The sequence below is a fragment of the Patescibacteria group bacterium genome (assembly GCA_041665585.1).
Taxonomy (GTDB): Bacteria; Patescibacteriota; Gracilibacteria; order JAHISY01; family JAHISY01; genus JAHISY01.
In genome coordinates, this window is the sequence record JBAYIN010000004.1 from 1 (window position 1) to 21,343 (window position 21,343).

Consider the following 21,343-nt stretch of genomic DNA (forward strand, 5'->3'; position numbering starts at 1 on the left):
TCGCAGACTTCATTTTTACCGGCATCATTGGGTGTTTGGATAATGTTGTCGCCGCAGATCTTAGTTACGGGCTTACAGGTACAGTCGCTCTGGCAGATGCCACTCGCGCAGGCGGAATGAGAAATGCCATCGCAGACTTCATTTTTACCGGAGTCATTGGGTGTTTGGATAATGTTGTCGCCGCAGATCTTGAGAGCAGGACAAGTACAATTTCCTAAGCATTTGCCGGGACAATCTACGGCATCTGTACCGTCACAAATTTCGTAAGAGCCAGAACTGTTGGGCCATTGACGAATGTTGTCGCCACAAATTGTGAGCTTACAGTCGTTGCGGCAGGAGTCGGTGTTAATGGTATTGCCATCGTCACACTGCTCGTTAACACCCGCATCGTTCGGAGTCTGCTTTACTCCATCGCCGCAGATCTTAGCTACGGGTTTGCAGGTACAGTTACTTAAGCAAGTACCACTCGCACAATAACCGCTATTTTTGTCGCATTCCTCATAAACACCCGCATCGTTCGGGCTTTGCTTTATCCCATCGCCGCAAGTGGTCACCGATTTGCAGGTACAGTCGCTCTGGCAGATGCCACTCGCGCAGGCGGAATGAGAAGTGCCATCGCAGACTTCATTTTTACCGGAGTCATTGGGTGTTTGGATAATGTTGTCGCCGCAGATCTTAGCTACGGGTTTGCAGGTACAGTCACTCTGGCAGATGCCACTAGCGCAGGCGGTGTGAGAAGTACCATCGCAGATTTCATTTTTACCGGAGTCATTGGGTGTTTGGATAATGTTGTCGCCGCAGATCTTAGCTACAGGTTTGCAAGTACAGTCGCTCTGGCAGACTCCACTGGCGCAGGCGGAATGAGAAGTGCCATCGCAGACTTCATTTTTACCGGCATCATTGGGTGTTTGGATAATGTTGTCGCCGCAGATCTTAGCTACGGGTTTACAGGTACAGTTACTTAAGCAAGTACCACTCGCACAATAACCACTATTTATATCACACTGCTCGTAAACGCCCGCACCATTCGGGCTTTGCTTTATCCCATCGCCACAATAAGGGCAAACTATGTTCGTTGTCCCCGAAGAGTATCTCTTGAAAGTCACCGAACAGCCTTTCACATCAGGTGTGAAAGAATCGACATTAAAACTCGAAGAAACTGTGCTGCCATTCGGTGCACTTGCCAAAATATTGATTGGAATCGAAAAAGTCTGCAAACCACCATTAGGGATGTGATAACTCACACTATAAGATTGCGAACCGGTGTTCGAGGCTTGACCCGAAACTGTTTTCGTCAAACCAGTAATCGTGATGCCACAATCACCGGTCACGGTAACATCATAATCGTGGTAAACGGTCTCGCCGCAAGACGCCGTCCCTGCCATCGCCGGCTCGACTAAAAAAATCGAAGATAAAAAAATAACTCCGAGAGTAAGCAATGAGCTCTTCGCGAAATTTTGTAAAATCTTTTGCATCCGTACGGTTAAGGTTTTATTTTAACCTAAAAAAATCAATCAAGCAAAATACTTGTCTCGCCCGTCTTGTTCAAATCAAAATTCTCTCCTGCAAAAGATGCCCCGGGCGGAGCTCGCCGCATGGAAACCACCGCAAAAATCAAAACAAAAACGATTAAAACAAAAATGGCGACAATGATGAGGATTTTCTTCATGACTGAATTTTAGCCCATTCCTGCGGAAACCAAAATTAGTCGAGCACAATCACATCGGGAGGAGGAGGCGTTGTGTGATCATCCACAAACTCATTCTTACCGCTCGTTACGCAACCCTCTTCTCCGCCGAAAAAATCAGCAATCATTTTCCAGCCCGGAATCAAAACTTGGATTTCATTCAGCGGAAGACTGACTTTGTTCGCACCTGTTTCCGGCATCTGACCTTTCAGGACGAAGTTGCGGAAATTATCGAAAGATTGCTGATTTTTGAAAATCGCTTCGAATTTCGCCTTAGCTTCCGGAGAGGCTTTTTTACCTTCGAGCCACTCAGCGCGCACTTTGGAATACTCACCGAGCGCATCAGCCCGACCAGTGCCAGTTCGAATGTAAGTCAGATAACCCGTGAGCAAAGACGCTGCCTCGATCGTCAAGCTCAGCGGCGAATGGACATTGATTACTTCCTTACCAAAAGAAGCTTGATTTTCCCAGATTGCCAGCTTGGACTTGTGATCGCTACCGAAAGTCGGCGGTACGACCACGGCGTCACCGGCAAATTGCGGCGGTCGCGCGGCGTTAATTTTGTCCTCGTCGTAGAGCGCACGCTCAATCGCTGTTTTCGCGGTTACAGATTCTGTCGAGACATGGTATTTTTCGAGAATTTTTTCCAATTTCGAATTACCGAAATCGGCAACATTTATTGTTTTCAGTTTGCCAGAATCATTTTGGAGCAATTTAGCCAGATAAAATCCATCCTCTTCTTTTTTCATTTTCTTTTCTAAATCAGCAATATCTTGGCAATCCCAGTCGTAGAGCAATTCGGCGGCTTTAAACATGCGCTCGTCTGCGCCCTTATCTTTCCACCAGGTCTCCCATTTTTGCTTCGCTTCAAGTCTTTTAACGAATGACTGAATTGTTTTACCGTCTCCAGCCGCTTCCATCTCTTGTTTGAGACTAGCAGCCATTTTAGGAAGCGCTTTTTCGTCTAAGTTTTTTTCAACATATTTGGCGAGCGACTCACGCGACTGGCCCAAAACATCATCGACATTTTCCGCGATGAATTTGTGCGGCTTCGTGTCGAGGCGTTTGCGGGCATTGAGATATTCACTCTCGCGCAATGTCTTACCACGCAAATCGACAATCGCCGGATCAGGCAAATTATTGAATTCTGAGCTCGGTTTAGTCCAGTCCAGGATGCGAGGTATGAGCGTCCAACCATCCGGCACATTTTTGAAATACTGAACCGCGTTGATTGAGACAGCTTTCGATTTTTCAGGTTTTTGAGCCTCAGGAATAGGTGCAGCGACTGGTCTCGGTGCCTCCAGTTTTTTGATGACGATTGCCGGATTTTCGCAGTTCGGAATTTCGACCTGCGCGATTTTGTAATTTGCGACTTCGTTCGGATTAAAATCTTGTCCTAAGTATTTTTTGAGAATATCAGCTTTCTGGCTTTTGTCGGAAATTTCAAGGTATTTATAAATGTAAGTTTCCTGCGGGCGCAGCGTCTGCGGCGCGTCGATATTATTCGCCCAGGTGTCGCCCTTCGATTGATCGATGCGCGCTTCGAGTTTGCCACCGTGTGTTTTCTGATCCACACGCAACATGAAAACCTCACCACCACGCAAAATGTCTTCGACCTCTTGCTTGTGTTCATTCGGCTTGGCGCTGAGTTTTTCCGCGCTGGAGTTGGAATACAAAACATTCCATTTCATTCCGAGACCCACTGAATCAGCGAAAAGTTCTTCAACCTTTTTACCGCCAGTTAAACCGTCGACTTGTTTGTTGAGCGCGATTTCTCTTTCGGGCGAATTGCCTTTCGCAACACGACCATAGCTCACATCAAGCACTTTGAAAGTCTCGATCAATTCCGCCTTTTTGGCTGGCGATAAATTGGAGTTCGCGACTTCTTGCTCGAATTGCTGTGAACTACCGAGACGCAATTTTTGCATCTTCGCTTTATCGCCGAGATCTGCTTCTTTCAAATTAAATAATGCCGCGACCTCTGCCGGTGCGCCTTTTTTCTTCGCGCCAGGATTCGCGCTAAGGTCTAAGACATTTGACCTCACGCCATCGACATAGCTCATGGCGACCCAGCCGCCTTGTCTCAATTGTCCCCAAACTCTGCTTTTTCCAGATTTTTCAAATTTACCAGTTTCGGTTTGGACGATTTCAATTTCTTTGCCGGCTGCGACTAAGCCGGTTCTCTTACCATTGTCGTTCAAAACCTTAAGAGCTTCTTTCACACGGAATTTACCTGGCACGAAATTGACCGGCTCATTGCTTTCTGCGCCATAAACGGCATCGAGATCTCTCTGATATTCCGCTGCGCCACCGTTCAATAAAGTTTCAATCGAAGACCCACTCGGATTTTTCGGAGCGACATCGTGAATCTCAGACTCTTGAATAGCAGCTTTTGCTGGAGCAACTTTTTTAGGCGACGCTTCGAAAGTAAAACCGTCTTTGATAACTTCGGAAAATGGTCGCGCCGTCGGAATCTGGTCTTTTTCGTAAAGATTAGCTTCGACTTGAAAGCCCGCAGCATTAAAAATTCTTTCCAGCTGATCAGGAGAAACATTTTCCGCTTTAATTTTGTTGTGCGCCAAGACTAACTTGACCGCAGTCTCGCTCGCATGCACGAGCATGAAACGCTCTTTCTCAATTTGGACTGCTGTTCCAACTTCTTGGTCGTGTTTTTCGATCAAGCCATTGACCATTTCTTCTATCTGTCCGTCAGTCAGCTTGATGTTTTGGGCTTTTTCAATCGCCTCTTTCAGCACCTTAATCGCATCTTTAGATTCTTTTGTCCGCTTCTGCCGTTCGAGATTTTTGAGATCTTGGAGTTTTTCCGCCAAGGATTTTTCCTGCGAATTAGTCTTGCCAATCTCCTTCCCTGTCGCTGGAACTTGCTGCTTATCAAAACGCTCAGTCGGATTAAACCCAAACCCAATTAGTCGCGCTTCGTGCAGCGCGCAATCAATCGACGCGAAGATCTGGATTTTGTTTTGCATTTTGAGAGAGTTAATTTTTATTTTTAAATCTTTAGATTTTACCATTTTTTATTAAAAAATACAACTAGCGATACAAAAGTCCCTGCACTGCCGCGACGATAATGTACGCAAGCAGAACGATCGTCAGACCGGCGATTGAGTAAATAATCATCGTCTTCGCTTTTTGAATTTGGTTGTCATTACCAGCCGCCGCGACAAGCCGGAAACCACCAATCACGAGAAAAACGAAAGCCGTCAGACCGACCATTTTGGCTGCCAGATCAATCACCTTGTCTATGAAAATCTGTAAATTCCCACGATCTTGGTTGTTGCTCACAGTCACAGAAAGAATCGTGCCTATGTCAGCACTTTTGAATCTATTGACTCTTTGCTGCAGCTCAGTGACTTTTGCTGAGAGTTCGGTTTTAGATTTCGACAACGCCGCGATAATTTCCAAAGTGTTGGTTTTCCCTGTCTTGGTGCTACCCGTATCGTAAATCCCATCACAAGTCATCTGCGCGCCTTCAGGACCGATGATACTACATCTAAACCACAAATCAGTGGCGAAATTACAAGCACCAGAACAATCCGAAAAATTATTCAGAATGGTTGTGGCTGTCTGAAATTTCTCGACCGCTTCCGCCAATGCTGTATTGCAATCATCCTCGGTCGTACACTCATCCGCAGATTCATCCGCAGCCGTCGCGACGCCACCGAAAAGTAGCGCGACGATTGGCAGCACGAGTAAAGCCGTGAAGAGTATTTGGATTTTTGTTTTCAAAATTGGTTTTAAATCGTCTCATTTTAGCAAATTTCACGCTAAAATTCAATCCGAAAATGCTGAAATCCGCTGAAAAAATCGTTCGAATTCTGCGCGCGCGTGGGTTCGAAAGTTACTTCGCCGGCGGTGCCGTGCGCGACCAGCTTCTGAATCGCCCGACCTCTGATGTCGATATCGCGACTGCCGCCACGCCGGAGGAAGTCGAGCAAATTTTTCCGAAGACGAAAGCACTCGGGCGCGAATTTGGCGTGATGTTGGTCATCTTCGGACGGCACGCTTTCGAGGTCGCGACTTTCCGTGGCGAGAGAAATTATGATGGGAGAAAACCGGGTGAAGTTTTTTTCACCAGCGCCGCGGAAGATGCGCGGCGGCGCGACTTCACGGTAAATGGCATGTTTTGGGATCCGATTGCGGGCAAAGTTTTGGATTTCGTCGGTGGACAAAAAGACCTGAAAAAGCAGCTAATTCGCTTCATCGGCGACGCTGATGCCAGAGCGAGTGAGGATTTTTTGCGAATCCTGCGCGGCGTGCGCTTCCGCAATTTGCTGAATTTCGAATACGACGAGCCGACGAGAAATGCGATTCGCAAACACGCACACCAATTGCAACAAATTTCCGGCGAACGCATCCGCGATGAGCTGACGAAAATTTTGGAAAATGAAAATCGCGGTCGTGCCTTCCGTGACTTGGCAGAATTCGGAATCCTGGACACGGTTCTGCCCGAACTTTTGAAATTGAGAAATTTGGAGCAGCCGCCACGCTGGCACCGCGAAGGCGATGTCTTCACGCACTCGCTCGGTTCGCTCGCGAGCCTACCGAAATCCGCCAGCGCCGCGCTCGCTTTCGCGACTGTACTGCACGATATCGGCAAGGCGGAAACTTTGCGCTTAGAAAATGGTGAAATTACTTACCCCGGTCACGCCGAAAAAAGCGCGCTAATCGCAGAAAAGATTTTGCGGCGGCTGAAATTCGACGGCGCGACACGCGCGAAAATCGTCTGGCTCGTCGCCCACCACATGAATTTTTTTGACATTCCGAAAATGCGGCTCGCACGCCGCCACGAATTTTTCATGCATCCCTGGTTCGCTGATCTAGTGAAATTAACCGCGGCAGACATCCGCGGCACTAGCCCAGCGAATTTCGGACTACACCGCGAGGTCACGCACGAGTGGCGGATTCACACGACGGAAAAACTTTTGGCGCCACCGCAATCATTTTTGAATGGTGAAGAAATCAGCCGCGAACTTTTCGTACCGCGCGGACGAGAGCTCGGACGATTAATTCGCATCCTAAAAGATGCCCAGGTCGAAGGCCTGGTGCAAAATCGTGCCGAAGCGCTGAAATTTCTCGAGAGCTGCTTGAAGCGTTAATTACTTAGTCACGCGAAGCGCGAAACTAATCCGAGGCTTGAGCTGAGCAAAATTTTCGAATTTTCAAGTCTCGTAATTTTTAATTTTTTTATCCATCTCGTTTTTAACCCCGGAATTAATTCCGGGGTTAGGAGAGCTGGCGGTGGAATTCCCAGCGTTTTGATTCTTTGAGTCTTAAGTCTCGATGTACACCTGTCGTTAACCCACCACTTAATGGTGGGTTAAATGAGCTGAGCTTTAAGCTTTGAATTTTATTTGAAAATTTGAAAATTTTCTCCATGTTTCATGCTTAATGTCCCATGTTCCTGAGTTTTAAGATTCGGGTTAGTCCCCTTCTCTAGCCGGCCATTTTTTGAATGCGAAAAATAAGAAAATAGCTGCCTGAAATATTGGAAGTGTAAAAAGCGCGTAAGAAATTGCCAACCAGATAAAACTAAAAACCGGATTGAAGCTCGCCAACATGAGCTCAGAAGACAAAGTGTAAATAAGATAAATCATACCTGGCGTGACCATCAGGATTTTGAGGCCTACGCCGAAACCCATCCTGGAAACAATTTTCCAGAGCGAGAATAAAATCACAAGCAAGCTTAGTGGTGTCGAAAAAAGAATTGAAGGCAAAGTTAGAAAGTTAAATGCTTGGCAGTTATTGTCGAAATCTTAGCTGTAAATAAAGTTTTTAGAAATTTTCTGAAAGCGTTAAACTCGAAACATGCACGCGAAAGATAAAACCTAAAAAGAGAGCTCTCCACCAACTACCAATGCGAATCTTGTCTGGAATCCAGCCTTCGGGAAATCTCCACCTCGGAAATTATTTCGGCGCGATCGAGCAGTTTTTAAATTTTCAGAAAAGTGGCGCGGAACTTTTCGTCTTCGTCGCCGATCTGCACGCACTCACGACGGCGAAAAATCCAGCTGAGCTCAAGCGCAGTATTTTCGAAGTCGCCGCGGCTTTCATCGCGTTCGGCCTGGTCGATGAAAAGACGACGATTTACCGACAATCCGATGTGCCCGAGACGCTCGAACTTTTTTGGATTCTCTCCTGCCTCGCGCCGATGGGTTTGCTCGAACGCGCTGTGAGCTTCAAAGACAAAACTGTGCGTGGACTCGACGCCAATGTCGGACTCTTCAATTATCCGATTTTGCAGGCCGCTGACATTTTGATCCTGCAGCCAGACAAAGTGCCGGTCGGCAAAGATCAGAAACAACACCTCGAAATCACGCGCGACTTGGCGGAGAAATTTAATTCCCAATTCGGCGCGCTGCTGAAATTACCCGAGCCGGAGATTCCGAAGAAAGTCGCGGTCGTGCCTGGCACCGACGGCGAAAAAATGTCGAAGAGTTATGGCAACGCGATTGAAATTTTTGCGGAAGAAAAAGATTTGCGGAAGCAAATCATGCGGATCAAAACTGACTCGACGGCGAAAGGTCAGCCGCTCGATTATGCTAAATGCCTAGTTTTTCAGCTGTTTAAACTTTTCGCGACCGCAGCGGAAGAAAAAGATTTGGCGGAAAAATACCGCAACGGCGAAGTCGGCTACGGCGACGCGAAGCAGATTTTATTTGAAAAAGTTCTGGACGCTTTCGGTCCGGCGCGGAAGAAATTTCAAGAGCTGCAAAAAAATCCCAGCGAAGTCACCAAGATTTTGGAGCAAGGCGGCGCGAAAGCCCGCGGCGAAGCGACCGCGAATTTGGCGAAAATTCGTGCGAAAATTGGCTTGAAATGAAATTCACCGACGCCGTCGACGATTTCCTCACTTCGGTCCGCATCGAGAAAAATCAGTCGGAAAAAACGGCTCAAAATTACGAGCACTATTTGGGGCGCGCCGCCGATTTTTTTGGTGCAGAAAAAGTTGTCAGCTCAATTGGCTTCCGTGATGTGCAGAAATTTTTACTCTTTTTGAACGACTTCGAATCGCGCGGTGCGAAACTCAGTGTCAAGACGCGCGGCTACCACGCCATCGCCTTGCGCGCGCTGTTCAAATTTCTCGCGAAGCGCGACATCGACTGTCTCGCCGCAGAAAAAATTGATGTCCCGAAATCGGAGAAACGCGTCGTTGAATTTTTGACGGCGGAAGAATTGAGCCGACTTTTTGCTACAGTCGGTGAGAAAACAACCAGCGACTTCCGCGATGCCGCCATTCTGGAAACGCTTTATTCCACGGGTCTGCGCGTGTCGGAGCTCGTCGGGTTGAACCGTAATCAGGTCGATCTCGAGAGGCGCGAATTCGCTGTCACGGGCAAAGGCCGCAAAACGCGCATTGTTTTCTTGACACCCGAAGCGGCAGAAAAAATCGGAAAATATCTGAATCGACGCACGGACAATCTCCCCGCCGTCTTCCTCTCACATTCGAGAAATTCGAAAGCGGATGAAATCGTCGGCGGTCCAAATGCGAAAAGATTGACCGCCTGGAGTGTCGCAGCCATCGTGCGGAAATATGCGCTCGCCGCCGGACTCGTGAAAAAAGTGACGCCGCACACTTTGCGCCACTCCTTCGCGACGACACTGCTAAATAATGGCGCCGACATCCGCAGCGTCCAGGAAATGCTCGGTCACGCCTCAATCACGACGACGCAAATTTATACGCATGTGACGAATAAAAGACTGCGCGAAGTACATGCTAAATTTCACCGCTGACTTTAAAACAGACAATAATAAGGAGCCATCTGATTGACCCGATCAATCTCTGCCCGTGTAAAAGTTACGATTTTCCCGGATGGCTGTGCTACCTCACAACTATCGCCCATCCCAAATGTAATTGACTCACTCAAAGCAGCAGCCAAAGACTCTTGTTCATCCGGAGGCAGGTCTGAAAAAGCTAGTCGTCTAGGTTCGCTTATTGTATTCTCAGTCATAATATTTTGGTCAAATAAAAATAAAGAAGACCATTGTCCACGAACTCTCTCTCTTTGTCAAAATTTAGTGCAATCGCGAAACGCAAGGCTGAATGAACCAGTTTCATCAAGTTGATTTTGACTGCGCGAGGTGCATGCTAAATTTCGCCACTAATCGCCTCCCCTTGGTCCGACTCAACTTGCTCAAGTAAATTTTCGACCCTTTGCCGAATTGAATCTATCGCTTCAGAAAAATCAATCGACCTAAAAAGTTCAAGGACAAAACGCCAATGTTTTTGAACAAACAAAGAAATTTTTTCACCCTTACTGACAAGCAGCTCGTCTCTGCGCAAAGACTCACTTAGCACTGCAAGGTTTTCCTCAGTCGTGGTTGTAGTTGCAGAATTTTTTTCCAAGATTTTAAAATTAAAAAGTGGGCGATATTTTCCGCGAGCACCATTTTTTGGTCAAATTTGCTTGCTTAAATCTTATTTTGATTAAAGTTGCATTTATAGTCAAATTATTTGAAAATGCGCTTAACTTTTGAAAAAATCGGTTAAGATTGACCAAGTTCCAAATTTTTAACCTTTTCTACCATGTCAAAGAAATTCTTCTCTCCTCTCGTCATCACTCTCGCCATTCTCGTGGTTTTGGCACTCGGCGCGGTCAGCAGCTACAACTCAATTGTCACACTCGAGACCAATGTTGATAAAACTTTCGCCGACATCGAGACGCAATATCAACGCCGTTTCGATCTCATTCCGAATATCGTCAATACAGTCCAAGGCGCTGCCAATTTCGAACAAACAACTTTACAAAATGTCGTTGCGGCGCGCTCAGCTTGGGCCGCGGCCGGCACAGCCAATGAAAAAATTGATGCCGCCAATAATTTTGAAAGTGCGCTTTCGAGACTCCTGGTCACCGTCGAAGCCTATCCTGATTTGAAAGCCACTCAGGCTTTCCGTGATTTGACGACCGAGCTAGAGGGCACGGAAAACCGCATCGCCTACGCGCGCAATGAATTCAACGCCGCGGCTGCAGAATACAATAAATCCGTCCGTCAATTCCCGCGTAATCTGATTGCGAGCGTCTTCAAATTCGATGCGAAAAAAGAGCTCTTTCAGGCGGCAACCGGAGCAGATGTCGTCCCGGTCGTCGACTTTGGCGGCAATCAATAATCTCCGATGCGACGATTTTTACTTGGAATTTTCGTGCTTTGCTTGTTTGCGGCTACAGCCAACGCTGTCGATTTTCCTGCATTTCAAAATTTCGTGACCGACGCGACCGGCACGCTTGCGAATGAAACCGTGGCAGAGCTAAATTCGAAGCTGGCGAATTACGAGATGCAAACTGGCACGGAAATCGCCGTCGCACTGATCGCCTCGACTGACGGAATGCCGATCGAACAATACGCGACGCAGCTTGGAAATGAATGGGGCGTCGGCAAAGCGCAGGTCGATAATGGCGCACTGCTCGTCATCGCCGTCGATGACCGCGAGCTTTTCCTCGCGACTGGCAGCCAGCTCGAAGGCGCGCTGACCGACATCGAGGCACGCGACATCATCGATGAAGTCATCACGCCGCGCTTCAAAAATGGTGATTTCGACGGTGGAATCTCGGCTGGTGTCGATGCCATCACTGCAGCCATCGCTGGCGAGAGCTTCACGGATTTGCGGACGAACAGCACGGCATCTGTCTCAAGCTCGGCTGAGGGAATTCTCAATGTGATTTTTATTTTCCTGTTCTTCGGTGTGCCTTGGCTCGCCGCCATCCTCGGTCGCTCGAAAAAAATCTGGCCGGGCGCCGCGCTTGGCGCGCTGGGTGGTGGCATCGGCGGAACGCTTCTAATCTCGAGCCTCGTGGGATTTTTCGGCGGCGCAATCGTGCTCGGACTTTTTGGCTTACTCTTTGATTTCATCGTCTCGAAAAATTACGCTGCTGCTAAAAAATCCGGCGGCCACATCGCCTGGTGGGCAGGCGGCAGCAGATTCGGCGGCGGCGGCAGCGGCGGTTTCGGCGGATTTGGCGGCGGTGGCTTCTCGGGTGGCGGGTTTGGTGGGAAGTGGTAAATTTTTGGAAATTGCGATTTGACAAAAGGTCGTTTTTAGATAAAATAATCTCCTTTTTATTTTTTCAAAATGACTGAACATTCCGACCGTGGCTCGCGTGCATTAACGCCAGCAGAAATCCTGAAAGCTTTTGAAGCGAGAACGGCTAAGAGAAAAGAAACCGAAGAAGCGTTTCTTGGAGTCCAGGCACCCGTGGTCCAAGTCCCCGACCCCGATTTTTTGGCATCAGAAATGAAAAACCACGAGAGAGATTTAGATTTGTCAGAAAGAAGAAAGAAAATACCTTTTAATGTAGAAGAAGCACTGCGAGAAATTTACAAAAAAATGTCCAAAGGGAAAGGAGTCGAATTTATTAATGCAGGCGGCGTTTTAACCTTAATCCATAAGGTGTCCTCTAAGAAGAAGGGATTGGCCAAAAGTTGTTATTGCGCACCACTTGATGTCGATTCTAAAAAATCAACTGAATTTGAAAAAAGAATGGGCTTTTACAAACAAGGTGCTCAAATAGTGGAAGGTCTTTTTCGCGCTAATAATAAGACCAATAAGTGGCAAATAAGCTCAAAAATCGAGGCTGAAAACCCAGAAGAAGGAATGCAATATTCTCATTTTGAAATCACTATCAAATTCACAATCCAAGCAAAAACTGCTGTCTAAACTCCAAACAACTCCTCGGCATTTTGCGTCGTTTTTGCAGCGATTTCAGCAAATGGTAAATTTTTGAGCTCGGCGATTTTTTGCGCGACTTCGACGACGAAAGCCGGTTCGCAGCGCTCCCCGCGAAATTTTTGCGGAGCGAGAAAAGGCGCGTCTGTCTCGATGAGTAATTTTTCGAGCGGAGTTTTGCGCGCGACTTCTTGGACATTCACCGCATTGGCGAAAGTGACGATACCGGTCAGTCCGATAAAAAATCCCCTCGCGAGAACTTGCTCGGCGAAATCCCAATCGCTACCGAAACAGTGAAACACGCCGCGCAAATTTTTGAATTGGTCGAGTGTCGAGAAAATCTCAGCATCCGCCTCGCGCGCGTGAATAATGACTGGCTTGTTTAATTTTTGCGCGAGCGCGAGCTGCCGCTCGAAAGCCTCAGTCTGAACCTTGGCGGATTTTTGGTTCTTGAAAAAATCGAGCCCAATCTCTCCGACTGCGACAACCTTGGAGTTTTGAGCCAACTGCTCAAGCGCAGCGAAATTATCAGCCGATAATTTCTCAGCCTCGGACGGGTGAAACCCGACCGCCGCAAACAAGTTAACTCGGGGGCTAACGCTCTCGGTCAACGCGACCGCTTTTCGCGAAGTCGCCAAATCCACGCCGGGGTTGATAATTTTTGTAACACCAGCCTCAGCTGCCCGCGCGAGAACGGCGTCGAAATCTTGTTCGAAATTGGTGAAATCGAGATGGCAATGGGAATCGACTAAATGCAAAGTAAGAACAAGAAATGGATTATTTAAAAATAGATTATCAAATCAGCTTGGAATTCTGACTCCCCTCCCTCAAGGGAGGGGTTGGGGGGAGGGTATTCTGACAAACAAACCTCCATAATTTTCTCAAGAACTCCGTCTAAATTCTCAAAAACTTCATTGTTCCAAAAACGCAGAACTCTAAATCCCTGCTGGCTAAACCATTTGTCTCTCAGCAAATCTTTTTCAGACTCGGCATGTTGACTACCATCCAGCTCGACGACAACTCGTTTCTCGAAACAAACAAAATCAGCGATGAATTTTCCGATTGGTTGTTGTCGGCGAAATTTTAAATTTCGAAGATTTTTATTGCGTAAGTTTGACCAGAGTAATTGCTCGACATCAGAAGAGTTTCTTCTTAGTCTCCTAGCAAATTGCGTTAACCCGGGATTCATTAAGTTGGTCATCTGTCTAGTATTATCTCCCTCCCCAACCCCTCCCGCCGAGAGGGGCTTTTCAGCTTCTGGCAGCGCGGACAAAACGAAGTCGTCCGCTGCACGATTTTAATTTTTTGCATCGTCGTCCCGCAAATCTGACAAGGCAGCCCATACTTTTTGTAAGCCATCAGTGAATGCTGATTACTCCCGTGCTCGCCCGCCGTGTCGACATACTCGCCAATCGTTGTGCCGCGATTTTTAATGCCTTTTTTGAGCTGTTTCCGAATTTCACGAAATAGATTGGCCAAATCTTGCGGACTTAAATTTTGAATTTCGGAAGCCGGATGCAAACGAGTCGCGAAACAAATTTCGTCGGCGTAGATATTGCCAATGCCAACGATGTTTTTTTGATCAAGTAAAAAGGCTTTTAATTTGCCTTTTTTGTCTTGGAAGATGGCGCGAAATTTTTTGAGTGTGAAGTTGGAGTCCAGCGGCTCAGCTCCGAGCTTCGCGAGCGAAGCGCTGATTGCATTTTTTTCAAGCAATTCGAGCGTACCGAATTTGCGGATGTCGGAAAATTGCAAAACGATTTCGCCGGAAAGTTGGAAAAAATGGCGCACGGCCTTTTCGCGCGGCGTGAAATTTTTGGCGAGCAAAAAGTGTCCCGTCATGCGGAAATGGACGACCATTTTTAAATTTTGCGAGAGCGTGAAAATCAGAAACTTCGCACGACGCTCGATTGCGAGAATTTTCTGACCGCGAATTCTGCGGCGAAACTGCGCGAAGCTCGGTCGGAAAGCTTTCGGCGTATCCGTCGAGAGCTCGAGAATTTTGTGACCGACGAGAACTTGCAAATCACGAACTTGCGTCTCGACCTCAGGCAATTCGGGCATGGATTAAATTTTAGGTTCAAACGCCCAAAGTAGAAAGTGAGAAAATTGCTAAAATGCACAGGCTTAATTCTTCGCCCTTAACCTTTTGTCTTTTCAAATTATCCCAGCCATCGACTTAATCCATGGGCGCTGCGTGCGACTTTACAAAGGCTCATTCGAGCAGAAAACAGAATACGAAATCTCTCCGTCCGAGCAAGCCCGGGTTTTCGAAAATGAAGGCGGTGACCGCATTCATGTCGTCGATCTCGACGGCGCACGCAAAGGCGAGCCGATTAATTTGCGGACAATCGCGAAAATTTGTGCGTCGGTCAAAATCCCCATCGAAGTCGGTGGCGGCGTGCGCAAAATCGAAGATGCAGAGAAACTTTTTGCCATCGGCGTGGACCGCGTGATTCTCGGGACGCTCGCCGTCGAGCAGCCCGAACTTTTGGCAGAATTTTTGCAGAAATTTGGCAGCGAAAAAATCGTGGTCGGACTCGACGCGCGCAAAGACGGCACGAAGCTGGCGACGCGCGGCTGGGAAAGCGCGACCGAGATAGATGTACTCGACTTCGCGGAAAAGCTCGTAAATCTTGGCGTTGCGCGCATTATTTACACAGACATCGCCCGCGACGGCACGCTGACTTTCCCGAATTTCGACATGAACGAACGACTTGTGAAAACGACCAAGCTGAAAGTCATCGCGAGTGGCGGCGTCACCGATCTCGCCCATTTGGAAATTTTACGCAAGATTGGTTGTGAAGGCGCGATTCTCGGCAAGGCTTTGTACGAAGACAAAATTTCCGTCAGTGAAATTAAACAATCCTTATAATCCTTAAAGCTCTTTATTTTCCCCCGCAGGTGCCCCTTCGGGGTTTATAATCCTTCCTAATGATTGGCTTTCTCCGCGGCACCGTTCTGAAAATTCGCGGCAAGCGGCTGATTCTCGAGGTCGGCGGCGTCGGTTATGAAATCTGGGCGAATTCGAAAATTTTGGGAATTGCCAAAGTCGGCGACGCGAAAAAACTCTGGATTCACAGCCACCAAACGAGCGACGCGATTTCATTGTTTGGTTTTGAGGCTGAGGAAGATTTAGAATTTTTCGAACTGCTGAATTCGGTCAATGGTGTCGGACCCAAAACCGCACTCGAGATTTTGGAAACTCCCGCCACTAAATTAAGACAAATTATCGCGAGTGGCGACACGACGAAACTCGCGGAAACTCCCGGCATTGGCAAAAAAACCGCCGCGCGCATTGTGCTGGAACTAAAGCCCAAAATCACCGGCGGCGATCCTGAAGTTCCGGATGATTCGGAAATTGATGCGGGAGTTTTGGACGCGCTCGTCGGACTCGGCTACACAAAAAAAATGGTCCTGGGTATTTTGGCGCAAAAGCCAAATGAGATCGTTAAGCCGGAAAATATCGTAAAGTGGTTTTTACAAAATGCCTAAACTGCTAAAATTCTGGTAATTTAATCAATTACAATGAACGCTCGCAAAATTATCACGATAATCGCTGGAATAATTATTTCGTTCGGCGGTCTCGCCTTCGCCATTAGTTTTTTATCAAGCTCTGGCTCACTACAAAATTCGACCGAAATAACTTTTACCCGTGCGGACACGAACGAAGCTACAAAGATCAACGCTGGCGGGTCAATCGCCGGGAAGGGAAATTTGACGCTCGGTAAATATGAAATTTTGCAGCTCGCGACTGAGGACTCCGCCCTCGAGCTAGTTTCAGCAGAATTCAACCCAAACACCAATCTGCTCGACACGATGCGCGCCCGCGTAAATTCTGGCAGCATCCTCGCAGTCAATCTAATCTTCGGCACGGAGCTGACGCTGCTCGATGACCGCATCGCTGTGACCAATCACGGCGGCAGTCTGGTTTTTGAAAAAAATGTCAGTGCTGAAAAAAATTCAACTTCGATTCGTGTACTTTCCGGCGAAGCACAGTTGACTTTTGTTAATGCTGCCAATTCTGAAACCTTTACTGGCGTGCTCCTCGCCAATGAGGAGATTAATTTAGATGATGAGACAATCGCCGAAATTTTTGCGACGGGCGACGAGATTGCACGCATCGCAGCTTGGCGCAGCAAAATTGGAACATTTTCCAGCCGCTTCGAAAGTGAGAGCCAGTTGACCAGTCAACTTTTGGCAAAACTGCCGGCAGGAGCAACAAATAAAATTCTCGATTTCCTAAAAGAAAAATTAATTTTCAGCACTGAAAAAAAGATTGTTTTTTACACCAAGCAATTTGCTGGCGCACTCGCCGCCGCGAGCAACGGAGATGCCAGTAAGTTTCAAAGCTTGATTGCCACAACCGACCAAAAGAAACGCGCGTTGCTGCAACCCATCGCCGCGCGTGCCGCATTTTACACGCGGCTCTTTACCCCAATCTCACTCCCGCCATTATTAAAAGAAAAAATCTCACACCTCAGCGAGCTATCCGCGCCCTTGGCAAGTTTCGCTGAAGTCAAAGATCTTCCACCAGAAGAAAAAATCAACCGTGATTTAATGTTAATCCGAAACGATCCGACTAATGCAAATCAAGCTGAAAAATTTTTGACACAAGCGAAAAGTAAAATTGAGGCTGCCGACGAAACCAGCGCGCGCTTGCTGCTTGCGATTTTGAAAATTAACCCACAAAGCACGACTGAAGACTGGATTAGCGCGTGGTCTGCAATCAACACTGCGCGGATCATCGACAATCACGATCTCGCCAATGCGGTCACGGACCAACTCAGTCTCGTCAATGTGTTGGTGAAAGCCGGTCGCAAAACACTGTCTGGCAGCACACTCAAAGAGCTCGCCAGCCTGCTCGCACGCGCCAGTAAGGTTTTCGATCAAAGCTCACTTGAGATGATTGCAGCCGCCGGCAATGAATTTCGCAGTCGCATACTTTTCCTCGCCAGTCTCCAAGATGAAAGTCCTTTCGACGAAGATGCTTATCGTGTTTGGCTCGCCAATGAGGCGCGCTTAACACAAACGGAAGATTCGACCGAGGATGTACCTGAAAATAATGAATTAATCGTCCCGACCGACGACCCCAATCGCATTTCCCGTCCCGAGTCAGAGTTGACTAAATTTTTGAACATTGAGTTCACAGAATCCGAAACACAGACAATCGAGGAAGAGATGCTGAAAGAGGATGCAAATAAAAATAACCCGCTAACTGAATTTATCGAAGTCGCACCAACAACCGGAACTGCTGAGGCGACCGCAACGCCTGCTCTCACACCAACCACCGAGACGACTGAAACCACGCCGACGGAATAATTTTGTTAGAAAAAAGCACTAAATAGTCCCTGCATTTTTTGAGATGAAGCTCGCCACTATCACCGTCGCCGGACCCGACCGCCCAGGAATTATCGCAAAGACGACAACTACGCTTTTCGAAAACGGCGTGAACATCGTCTCGCTCGACGAGAAAGTCGTGAACGGAATTTTTTCGATGGTGCTCGCCGCCGATGTCTCGAAAGTAAACTTCGAAAAACTGGCGAAGGAGTTACAGCGCTGCGCCAAAGACTTGGATCTCGAAATTCGCGCGAAGTTGCACGACACCCGCGAAGTGAAAAATCTCGCAATTTTGGTGACACGCGAACCGCGCTGTCTCGAGGAGATTGTGCGAAATTGTGAGACTGGGAAAATTCGCGCCAAGCCGGTCGTCATCATCGGCAATCGTCCCCAACTGAAAGACCTGGCGGCGAAACTCGAAATTCCTTTTCAGCTCGCCGATGGCGCGAGCAAGGAAGAACGCGAGAAAAAAATGGTCGCGATTTTGAAAAGGTTTAATGCCGACTTCGTCGCCCTCGCCCGCTTCATGCAAATTCTCTCGCCGGAATTCGTCGCGCGTTTCGAGGGTCGCGTGATTAATATCCATCCCTCGCTGCTCCCCGCCTTCCCCGGTGCGCGACCCTACGACCAAGCTCTCGAAGCTGGCGTGGAAATCGTCGGCGTGACGGCGCACTTCGTGACGACTGATCTCGACCGCGGTCCAGTCATTTGCCAAGACGCTTTTCGCGTGAAGAAAAATGAACCGATTGAAAAAATCCGCGAGCGCGGACAAAAACTCGAGGCGAAAGTCCTGACCCGCGCCTGCGAGCTCTACTCGAAAGACAAGCTTTACATGCAGTGGGGCAAAGTGCATTTCCGTTAAACGCTATATTTCCAGCTAATTTTCACCATTTATGCAATTCCTTGATTCTGCAATTCTCGGCATCGTCGAAGGCGCGACCGAGTTTCTGCCGATTTCTTCGACGGCGCATCTGATTCTCGCCGGCAAATTACTCGGACTCGACGAAACGGCGGCGGCGTTTGAAATCGCCATGCAGAGCGGCGCCATCCTGGCTGTAATTTTTTTCGAATGGCGCCTGATTTTGAGTTTCTTACGACGCGACACATTTTTCAAAATTTTGGTGAATTTGATTATCGCTTTCATCCCTGCCGCAGTCGTCGGACTACTCCTGCACAAATTCATCACGCAGCAGCTTTTCTCGCTCCCCGTCATCGCTGCCACACTTCTCATCGGCGGTATCTTCATGTTGCTGGCTGAACATTTTTTCGGCAAAAAAAAATCGGTGCAACAAGCGGACGACATTCGCAAAATGCGCTGGCAACAAGCGTTCGCCATCGGCTGCGCCCAAGTTCTCTCAATCATCCCAGGTGCGTCGCGTGCGCTGACTACAATCTACGGCGGCATCTTCGCCGGACTCTCGCGCAAAACAGCGACAGAGTTTTCTTTCCTCCTCGCGATTCCCGTCCTCGGTGCGGCGACGTTTTATGAAGTCGTACTGAATCAAGAAAGCCAGCTTTCGGTCGATGCCAATTTCTGGATTGCTTTCGGCGTCTCATTCGCAGTCGCGCTCGCGGCACTGCAACTTTTCTTCGCCTTCGTGAAAAAACACGACTTCCGCTGGTTCGCCTGGTATCGTATCGCGCTCGGGCTCGGCATCATCGCATTCCTGTATTTACAGTAAAAATTGATTAAGTCCTGCCGAACAAGGAGAGACTTTTCTGGGGGCAACAATTAGTTTAAAATCTTTTCGGTTTGGAAATTGGCACCAAATCGTCGCAACCTGAAAGTGTCCCCTGCCGTGGCGGGGGAAATCCGAGTGGAACCTCCCGGTGTAAATCGGGACTCGGGACGAGCAATCGTTTCGAGTATTTTTTAAACTTCGTGAAAATGCTAATCACCAAAATCCGCGCCGTCCTATCGACTGCGCTAGCATTGAGCTTCATCGGAATCGTCGCGAGCAGCCTCGGTCTCGAATTCGGATCGTTTCAGGCTTGGGGCGAACCGCACAGAATAATCGGCTGGACCTTCATCGCACTTGCAGCACTGCATTTAATTTTAAACGCAAAAATGTATCTCACAGAAATCCGTGCCTCTTTCCGAAAAAAAACTTAATCCTTACTCCTTACAAACTTAATCCTTAGTCCTTAGTCCTTAGTCCTTACTAACTTAATACTTCCCTATGTCAGCAACTTCCCTTGAGCAAATCGTAAGCTTGTGCAAACAACGCGGCTTCATCTTCCCCGGCTCGGAAATCTACGGTGGACTGGCGAACACCTGGGATTACGGACCAGTCGGCGTAGAGCTGAAAAATAATGTGAAAAAAATTTGGTGGGATTTTTGGGTGACGAATCGTGATGATGTCGTCGGCGTCGATGCTGCGATCTTGATGAATCCACGAGTCTGGGAAGCGAGTGGCCATGTTTCGAATTTTTCTGATCCGCTCGTCGACTGCAAAGCCTGCAAAAAAAGACACCGCGGCGATAAACTGCTCGAAGAAAAACTCGGCATCGAAGCTATCGCTGGCATCGCCCTCGTCGATGTCACGCCTCGACTTTTGGCGGAAAAAATCGCGTGTCCCGACTGCGGCAAATGCGACTGGGCGGAGGCGAAACAATTCAATCTCATGTTCCGCACTTCGCAGGGCGTGACGGAAGATTCAGAGAGAGAGATTTACATGCGGCCGGAGACAGCGCAGGGAATTTTTGTGAATTTTAAAAATGTTTTGAATTCGAGTCGCAAGCGCCTGCCCTTCGGCATCGCGCAGATTGGGAAAGCTTTTCGCAACGAAATCACGCCGGGCAACTTTACTTTTCGCACGCGCGAATTCGAGCAAATGGAAGTCGAGTATTTTTGCGCGGAGAAAGATTGGGAGAAAATTTATCCGGAACTCGAGCAAGCGAGCTGGGATTTTTTCGCGAAGCTCGGAATCAATGGAGAAAATTTACGCTGGCGCAAACACGATGATGCCGAGCTTTCGCATTATTCGAAGCTGACGAAAGACATCGAATACAAATTTCCCTGGGGCTGGGGCGAACTTCAGGGACTCGCCTACCGCACGGATTTTGACTTGAAACAGCACGCGAAATTTTCGGGCGAATCAATGGATTATCTCGATCCTGAGACGAATGCGAAATTCGTGCCACACTGCATCGAGCCAAGCTTCGGCTGCGACCGCACAGTGCTGACTGTCTTGCTCGACGCCTACACTGAGGACGAAGTGAATGGCGAAAAACGCGTCGTGATGAAATTCGATCCGAAGATTGCGCCAATCAAAGTCGCGGTTTTGCCACTTTCGAAGAAAGAAAACCTGACGAAAAAAGCGCGAGAAATTTACGACCTGCTGAGAAAAGAATTCCGCACGGAATACGACGAGACGCAATCCATCGGCAAACGCTATCGCCGCCAGGATGAAATCGGCACGCCGCTCTGCGTGACAGTCGACTTCGGCACCATCGGCGAAAATGCCGAAGGTCAATGTAAAAAAGATTGCGTAACCGTCCGCGACCGCGACTCGCTCGAACAAGTCGAGATTGAAATTTCCAAACTAGTCGAGTTTGTAAAAACGAAACTCGCAAACTAAACTCCCGCAACAAACTTATGATTTAATATTTATTATTTAATATTTAATATTTAA

The 21,343-nt window shown here is 48.1% G+C and carries 21 protein-coding genes; 13 read left to right on the forward strand and 8 right to left on the reverse strand.

Annotated features, from left to right (window positions below; translation table 11 throughout):
* From WCV72_03060 to WCV72_03075, 4 genes are all read right to left on the reverse strand, one after another.
* Positions 1-1,475, reverse strand: a 1,475-nt coding sequence (locus tag WCV72_03060) for a DUF4215 domain-containing protein (GenBank protein ID MFA6458342.1), incomplete at its 3' end; no start/stop codon positions are given.
* 35 nt (positions 1,476-1,510) lie between these two features.
* Entirely contained in the window at positions 1,511-1,669 is a 159-nt protein-coding gene (locus tag WCV72_03065; protein ID MFA6458343.1) for a hypothetical protein, read from the reverse strand.
* A gap of 35 nt (positions 1,670-1,704) precedes the next feature.
* Positions 1,705-4,674, reverse strand: coding sequence for a hypothetical protein (locus WCV72_03070; GenBank protein ID MFA6458344.1), 2,970 nt, complete (start codon positions 4,672-4,674; stop codon positions 1,705-1,707).
* Between the two features lie 64 nt (positions 4,675-4,738).
* On the reverse strand, positions 4,739-5,434 hold the full coding sequence (locus WCV72_03075) for a pilin (protein MFA6458345.1): 696 nt from the start codon (positions 5,432-5,434) through the stop codon (positions 4,739-4,741).
* Between the two features lie 56 nt (positions 5,435-5,490).
* Here WCV72_03075 and WCV72_03080 point away from each other — a divergent pair, with 56 nt between their 5' ends.
* The 3 genes from WCV72_03080 (at position 5,491) to WCV72_03090 (ending at position 9,439) form a co-directional block, all read left to right on the forward strand.
* Positions 5,491-6,804: a CCA tRNA nucleotidyltransferase gene (locus WCV72_03080; protein ID MFA6458346.1), complete on the forward strand. Its 1,314-nt coding sequence runs from the start codon at positions 5,491-5,493 to the stop codon at positions 6,802-6,804.
* Between the two features lie 758 nt (positions 6,805-7,562).
* Entirely contained in the window at positions 7,563-8,528 is a 966-nt protein-coding gene (trpS, locus tag WCV72_03085) for a tryptophan--tRNA ligase (protein MFA6458347.1), read from the forward strand.
* Positions 8,525-9,439 carry a tyrosine-type recombinase/integrase gene (locus WCV72_03090; GenBank protein MFA6458348.1) on the forward strand — a complete coding sequence of 305 codons (915 nt, stop codon included), beginning with the start codon at positions 8,525-8,527 and terminating at the stop codon, positions 9,437-9,439. The genes trpS and WCV72_03090 overlap by 4 nt, the downstream gene beginning before the upstream one ends.
* A gap of 355 nt (positions 9,440-9,794) precedes the next feature.
* Here the strand turns inward: WCV72_03090 and WCV72_03095 are convergent, their stop codons facing one another.
* Positions 9,795-10,052 (reverse strand): hypothetical protein, encoded by a 258-nt coding sequence (locus WCV72_03095; GenBank protein ID MFA6458349.1) that lies wholly within the window; start codon positions 10,050-10,052, stop codon positions 9,795-9,797.
* A gap of 180 nt (positions 10,053-10,232) precedes the next feature.
* On the opposite strand from WCV72_03095, the gene WCV72_03100 reads away from it, so the two are divergent.
* The 3 genes from WCV72_03100 to WCV72_03110 all read left to right on the forward strand — a co-directional run bounded on the left by WCV72_03100 (position 10,233) and on the right by WCV72_03110 (position 12,359).
* Positions 10,233-10,814, forward strand: coding sequence for a LemA family protein (locus tag WCV72_03100; GenBank protein MFA6458350.1), 582 nt, complete (start codon positions 10,233-10,235; stop codon positions 10,812-10,814).
* Positions 10,815-10,820: 6 nt separating this feature from the next.
* Positions 10,821-11,705 carry a TPM domain-containing protein gene (locus tag WCV72_03105; GenBank protein MFA6458351.1) on the forward strand — a complete coding sequence of 295 codons (885 nt, stop codon included), beginning with the start codon at positions 10,821-10,823 and terminating at the stop codon, positions 11,703-11,705.
* A gap of 69 nt (positions 11,706-11,774) precedes the next feature.
* Positions 11,775-12,359: a hypothetical protein gene (locus tag WCV72_03110; protein ID MFA6458352.1), complete on the forward strand. Its 585-nt coding sequence runs from the start codon at positions 11,775-11,777 to the stop codon at positions 12,357-12,359.
* Here WCV72_03110 and WCV72_03115 read toward each other — a convergent pair.
* The 3 genes from WCV72_03115 to mutM are packed head-to-tail and all read right to left on the reverse strand — an operon-like array spanning position 12,356 to position 14,432.
* Positions 12,356-13,126 carry a TatD family hydrolase gene (locus WCV72_03115; GenBank protein MFA6458353.1) on the reverse strand — a complete coding sequence of 257 codons (771 nt, stop codon included), beginning with the start codon at positions 13,124-13,126 and terminating at the stop codon, positions 12,356-12,358. The genes WCV72_03110 and WCV72_03115 overlap by 4 nt on opposite strands.
* Before the next feature lie 23 nt (positions 13,127-13,149).
* A complete protein-coding gene (locus tag WCV72_03120; GenBank protein MFA6458354.1) occupies positions 13,150-13,569 on the reverse strand; it encodes an endonuclease domain-containing protein in 420 nt (139 codons plus the stop codon).
* Complete coding sequence (gene mutM, locus WCV72_03125; GenBank protein MFA6458355.1) at positions 13,566-14,432, reverse strand: bifunctional DNA-formamidopyrimidine glycosylase/DNA-(apurinic or apyrimidinic site) lyase; 867 nt, start codon at positions 14,430-14,432, stop codon at positions 13,566-13,568. The genes WCV72_03120 and mutM overlap by 4 nt, the downstream gene beginning before the upstream one ends.
* 85 nt (positions 14,433-14,517) lie before the next feature.
* Here mutM and hisA point away from each other — a divergent pair, with 85 nt between their 5' ends.
* The 7 genes from hisA to WCV72_03160 all read left to right on the forward strand — a co-directional run bounded on the left by hisA (position 14,518) and on the right by WCV72_03160 (position 21,289).
* Positions 14,518-15,243, forward strand: a complete 726-nt coding sequence (gene hisA / locus WCV72_03130) for a 1-(5-phosphoribosyl)-5-[(5-phosphoribosylamino)methylideneamino]imidazole-4-carboxamide isomerase (GenBank protein MFA6458356.1) — start codon at positions 14,518-14,520, stop codon at positions 15,241-15,243.
* Between the two features lie 59 nt (positions 15,244-15,302).
* Positions 15,303-15,863 carry a Holliday junction branch migration protein RuvA gene (ruvA, locus tag WCV72_03135; GenBank protein MFA6458357.1) on the forward strand — a complete coding sequence of 187 codons (561 nt, stop codon included), beginning with the start codon at positions 15,303-15,305 and terminating at the stop codon, positions 15,861-15,863.
* A 33-nt stretch (positions 15,864-15,896) separates the two neighbouring features.
* Positions 15,897-17,690 carry a hypothetical protein gene (locus WCV72_03140; GenBank protein MFA6458358.1) on the forward strand — a complete coding sequence of 598 codons (1,794 nt, stop codon included), beginning with the start codon at positions 15,897-15,899 and terminating at the stop codon, positions 17,688-17,690.
* 43 nt (positions 17,691-17,733) lie between these two features.
* Positions 17,734-18,570 carry a formyltetrahydrofolate deformylase gene (locus WCV72_03145; protein MFA6458359.1) on the forward strand — a complete coding sequence of 279 codons (837 nt, stop codon included), beginning with the start codon at positions 17,734-17,736 and terminating at the stop codon, positions 18,568-18,570.
* A 31-nt stretch (positions 18,571-18,601) separates the two neighbouring features.
* Complete coding sequence (locus tag WCV72_03150; protein ID MFA6458360.1) at positions 18,602-19,390, forward strand: undecaprenyl-diphosphate phosphatase; 789 nt, start codon at positions 18,602-18,604, stop codon at positions 19,388-19,390.
* 206 nt (positions 19,391-19,596) lie between these two features.
* Positions 19,597-19,821 carry a DUF4405 domain-containing protein gene (locus tag WCV72_03155; GenBank protein ID MFA6458361.1) on the forward strand — a complete coding sequence of 75 codons (225 nt, stop codon included), beginning with the start codon at positions 19,597-19,599 and terminating at the stop codon, positions 19,819-19,821.
* Between the two features lie 67 nt (positions 19,822-19,888).
* Entirely contained in the window at positions 19,889-21,289 is a 1,401-nt protein-coding gene (locus WCV72_03160) for a glycine--tRNA ligase (GenBank protein ID MFA6458362.1), read from the forward strand.
* Positions 21,290-21,343: the final 54 nt, after the last annotated feature.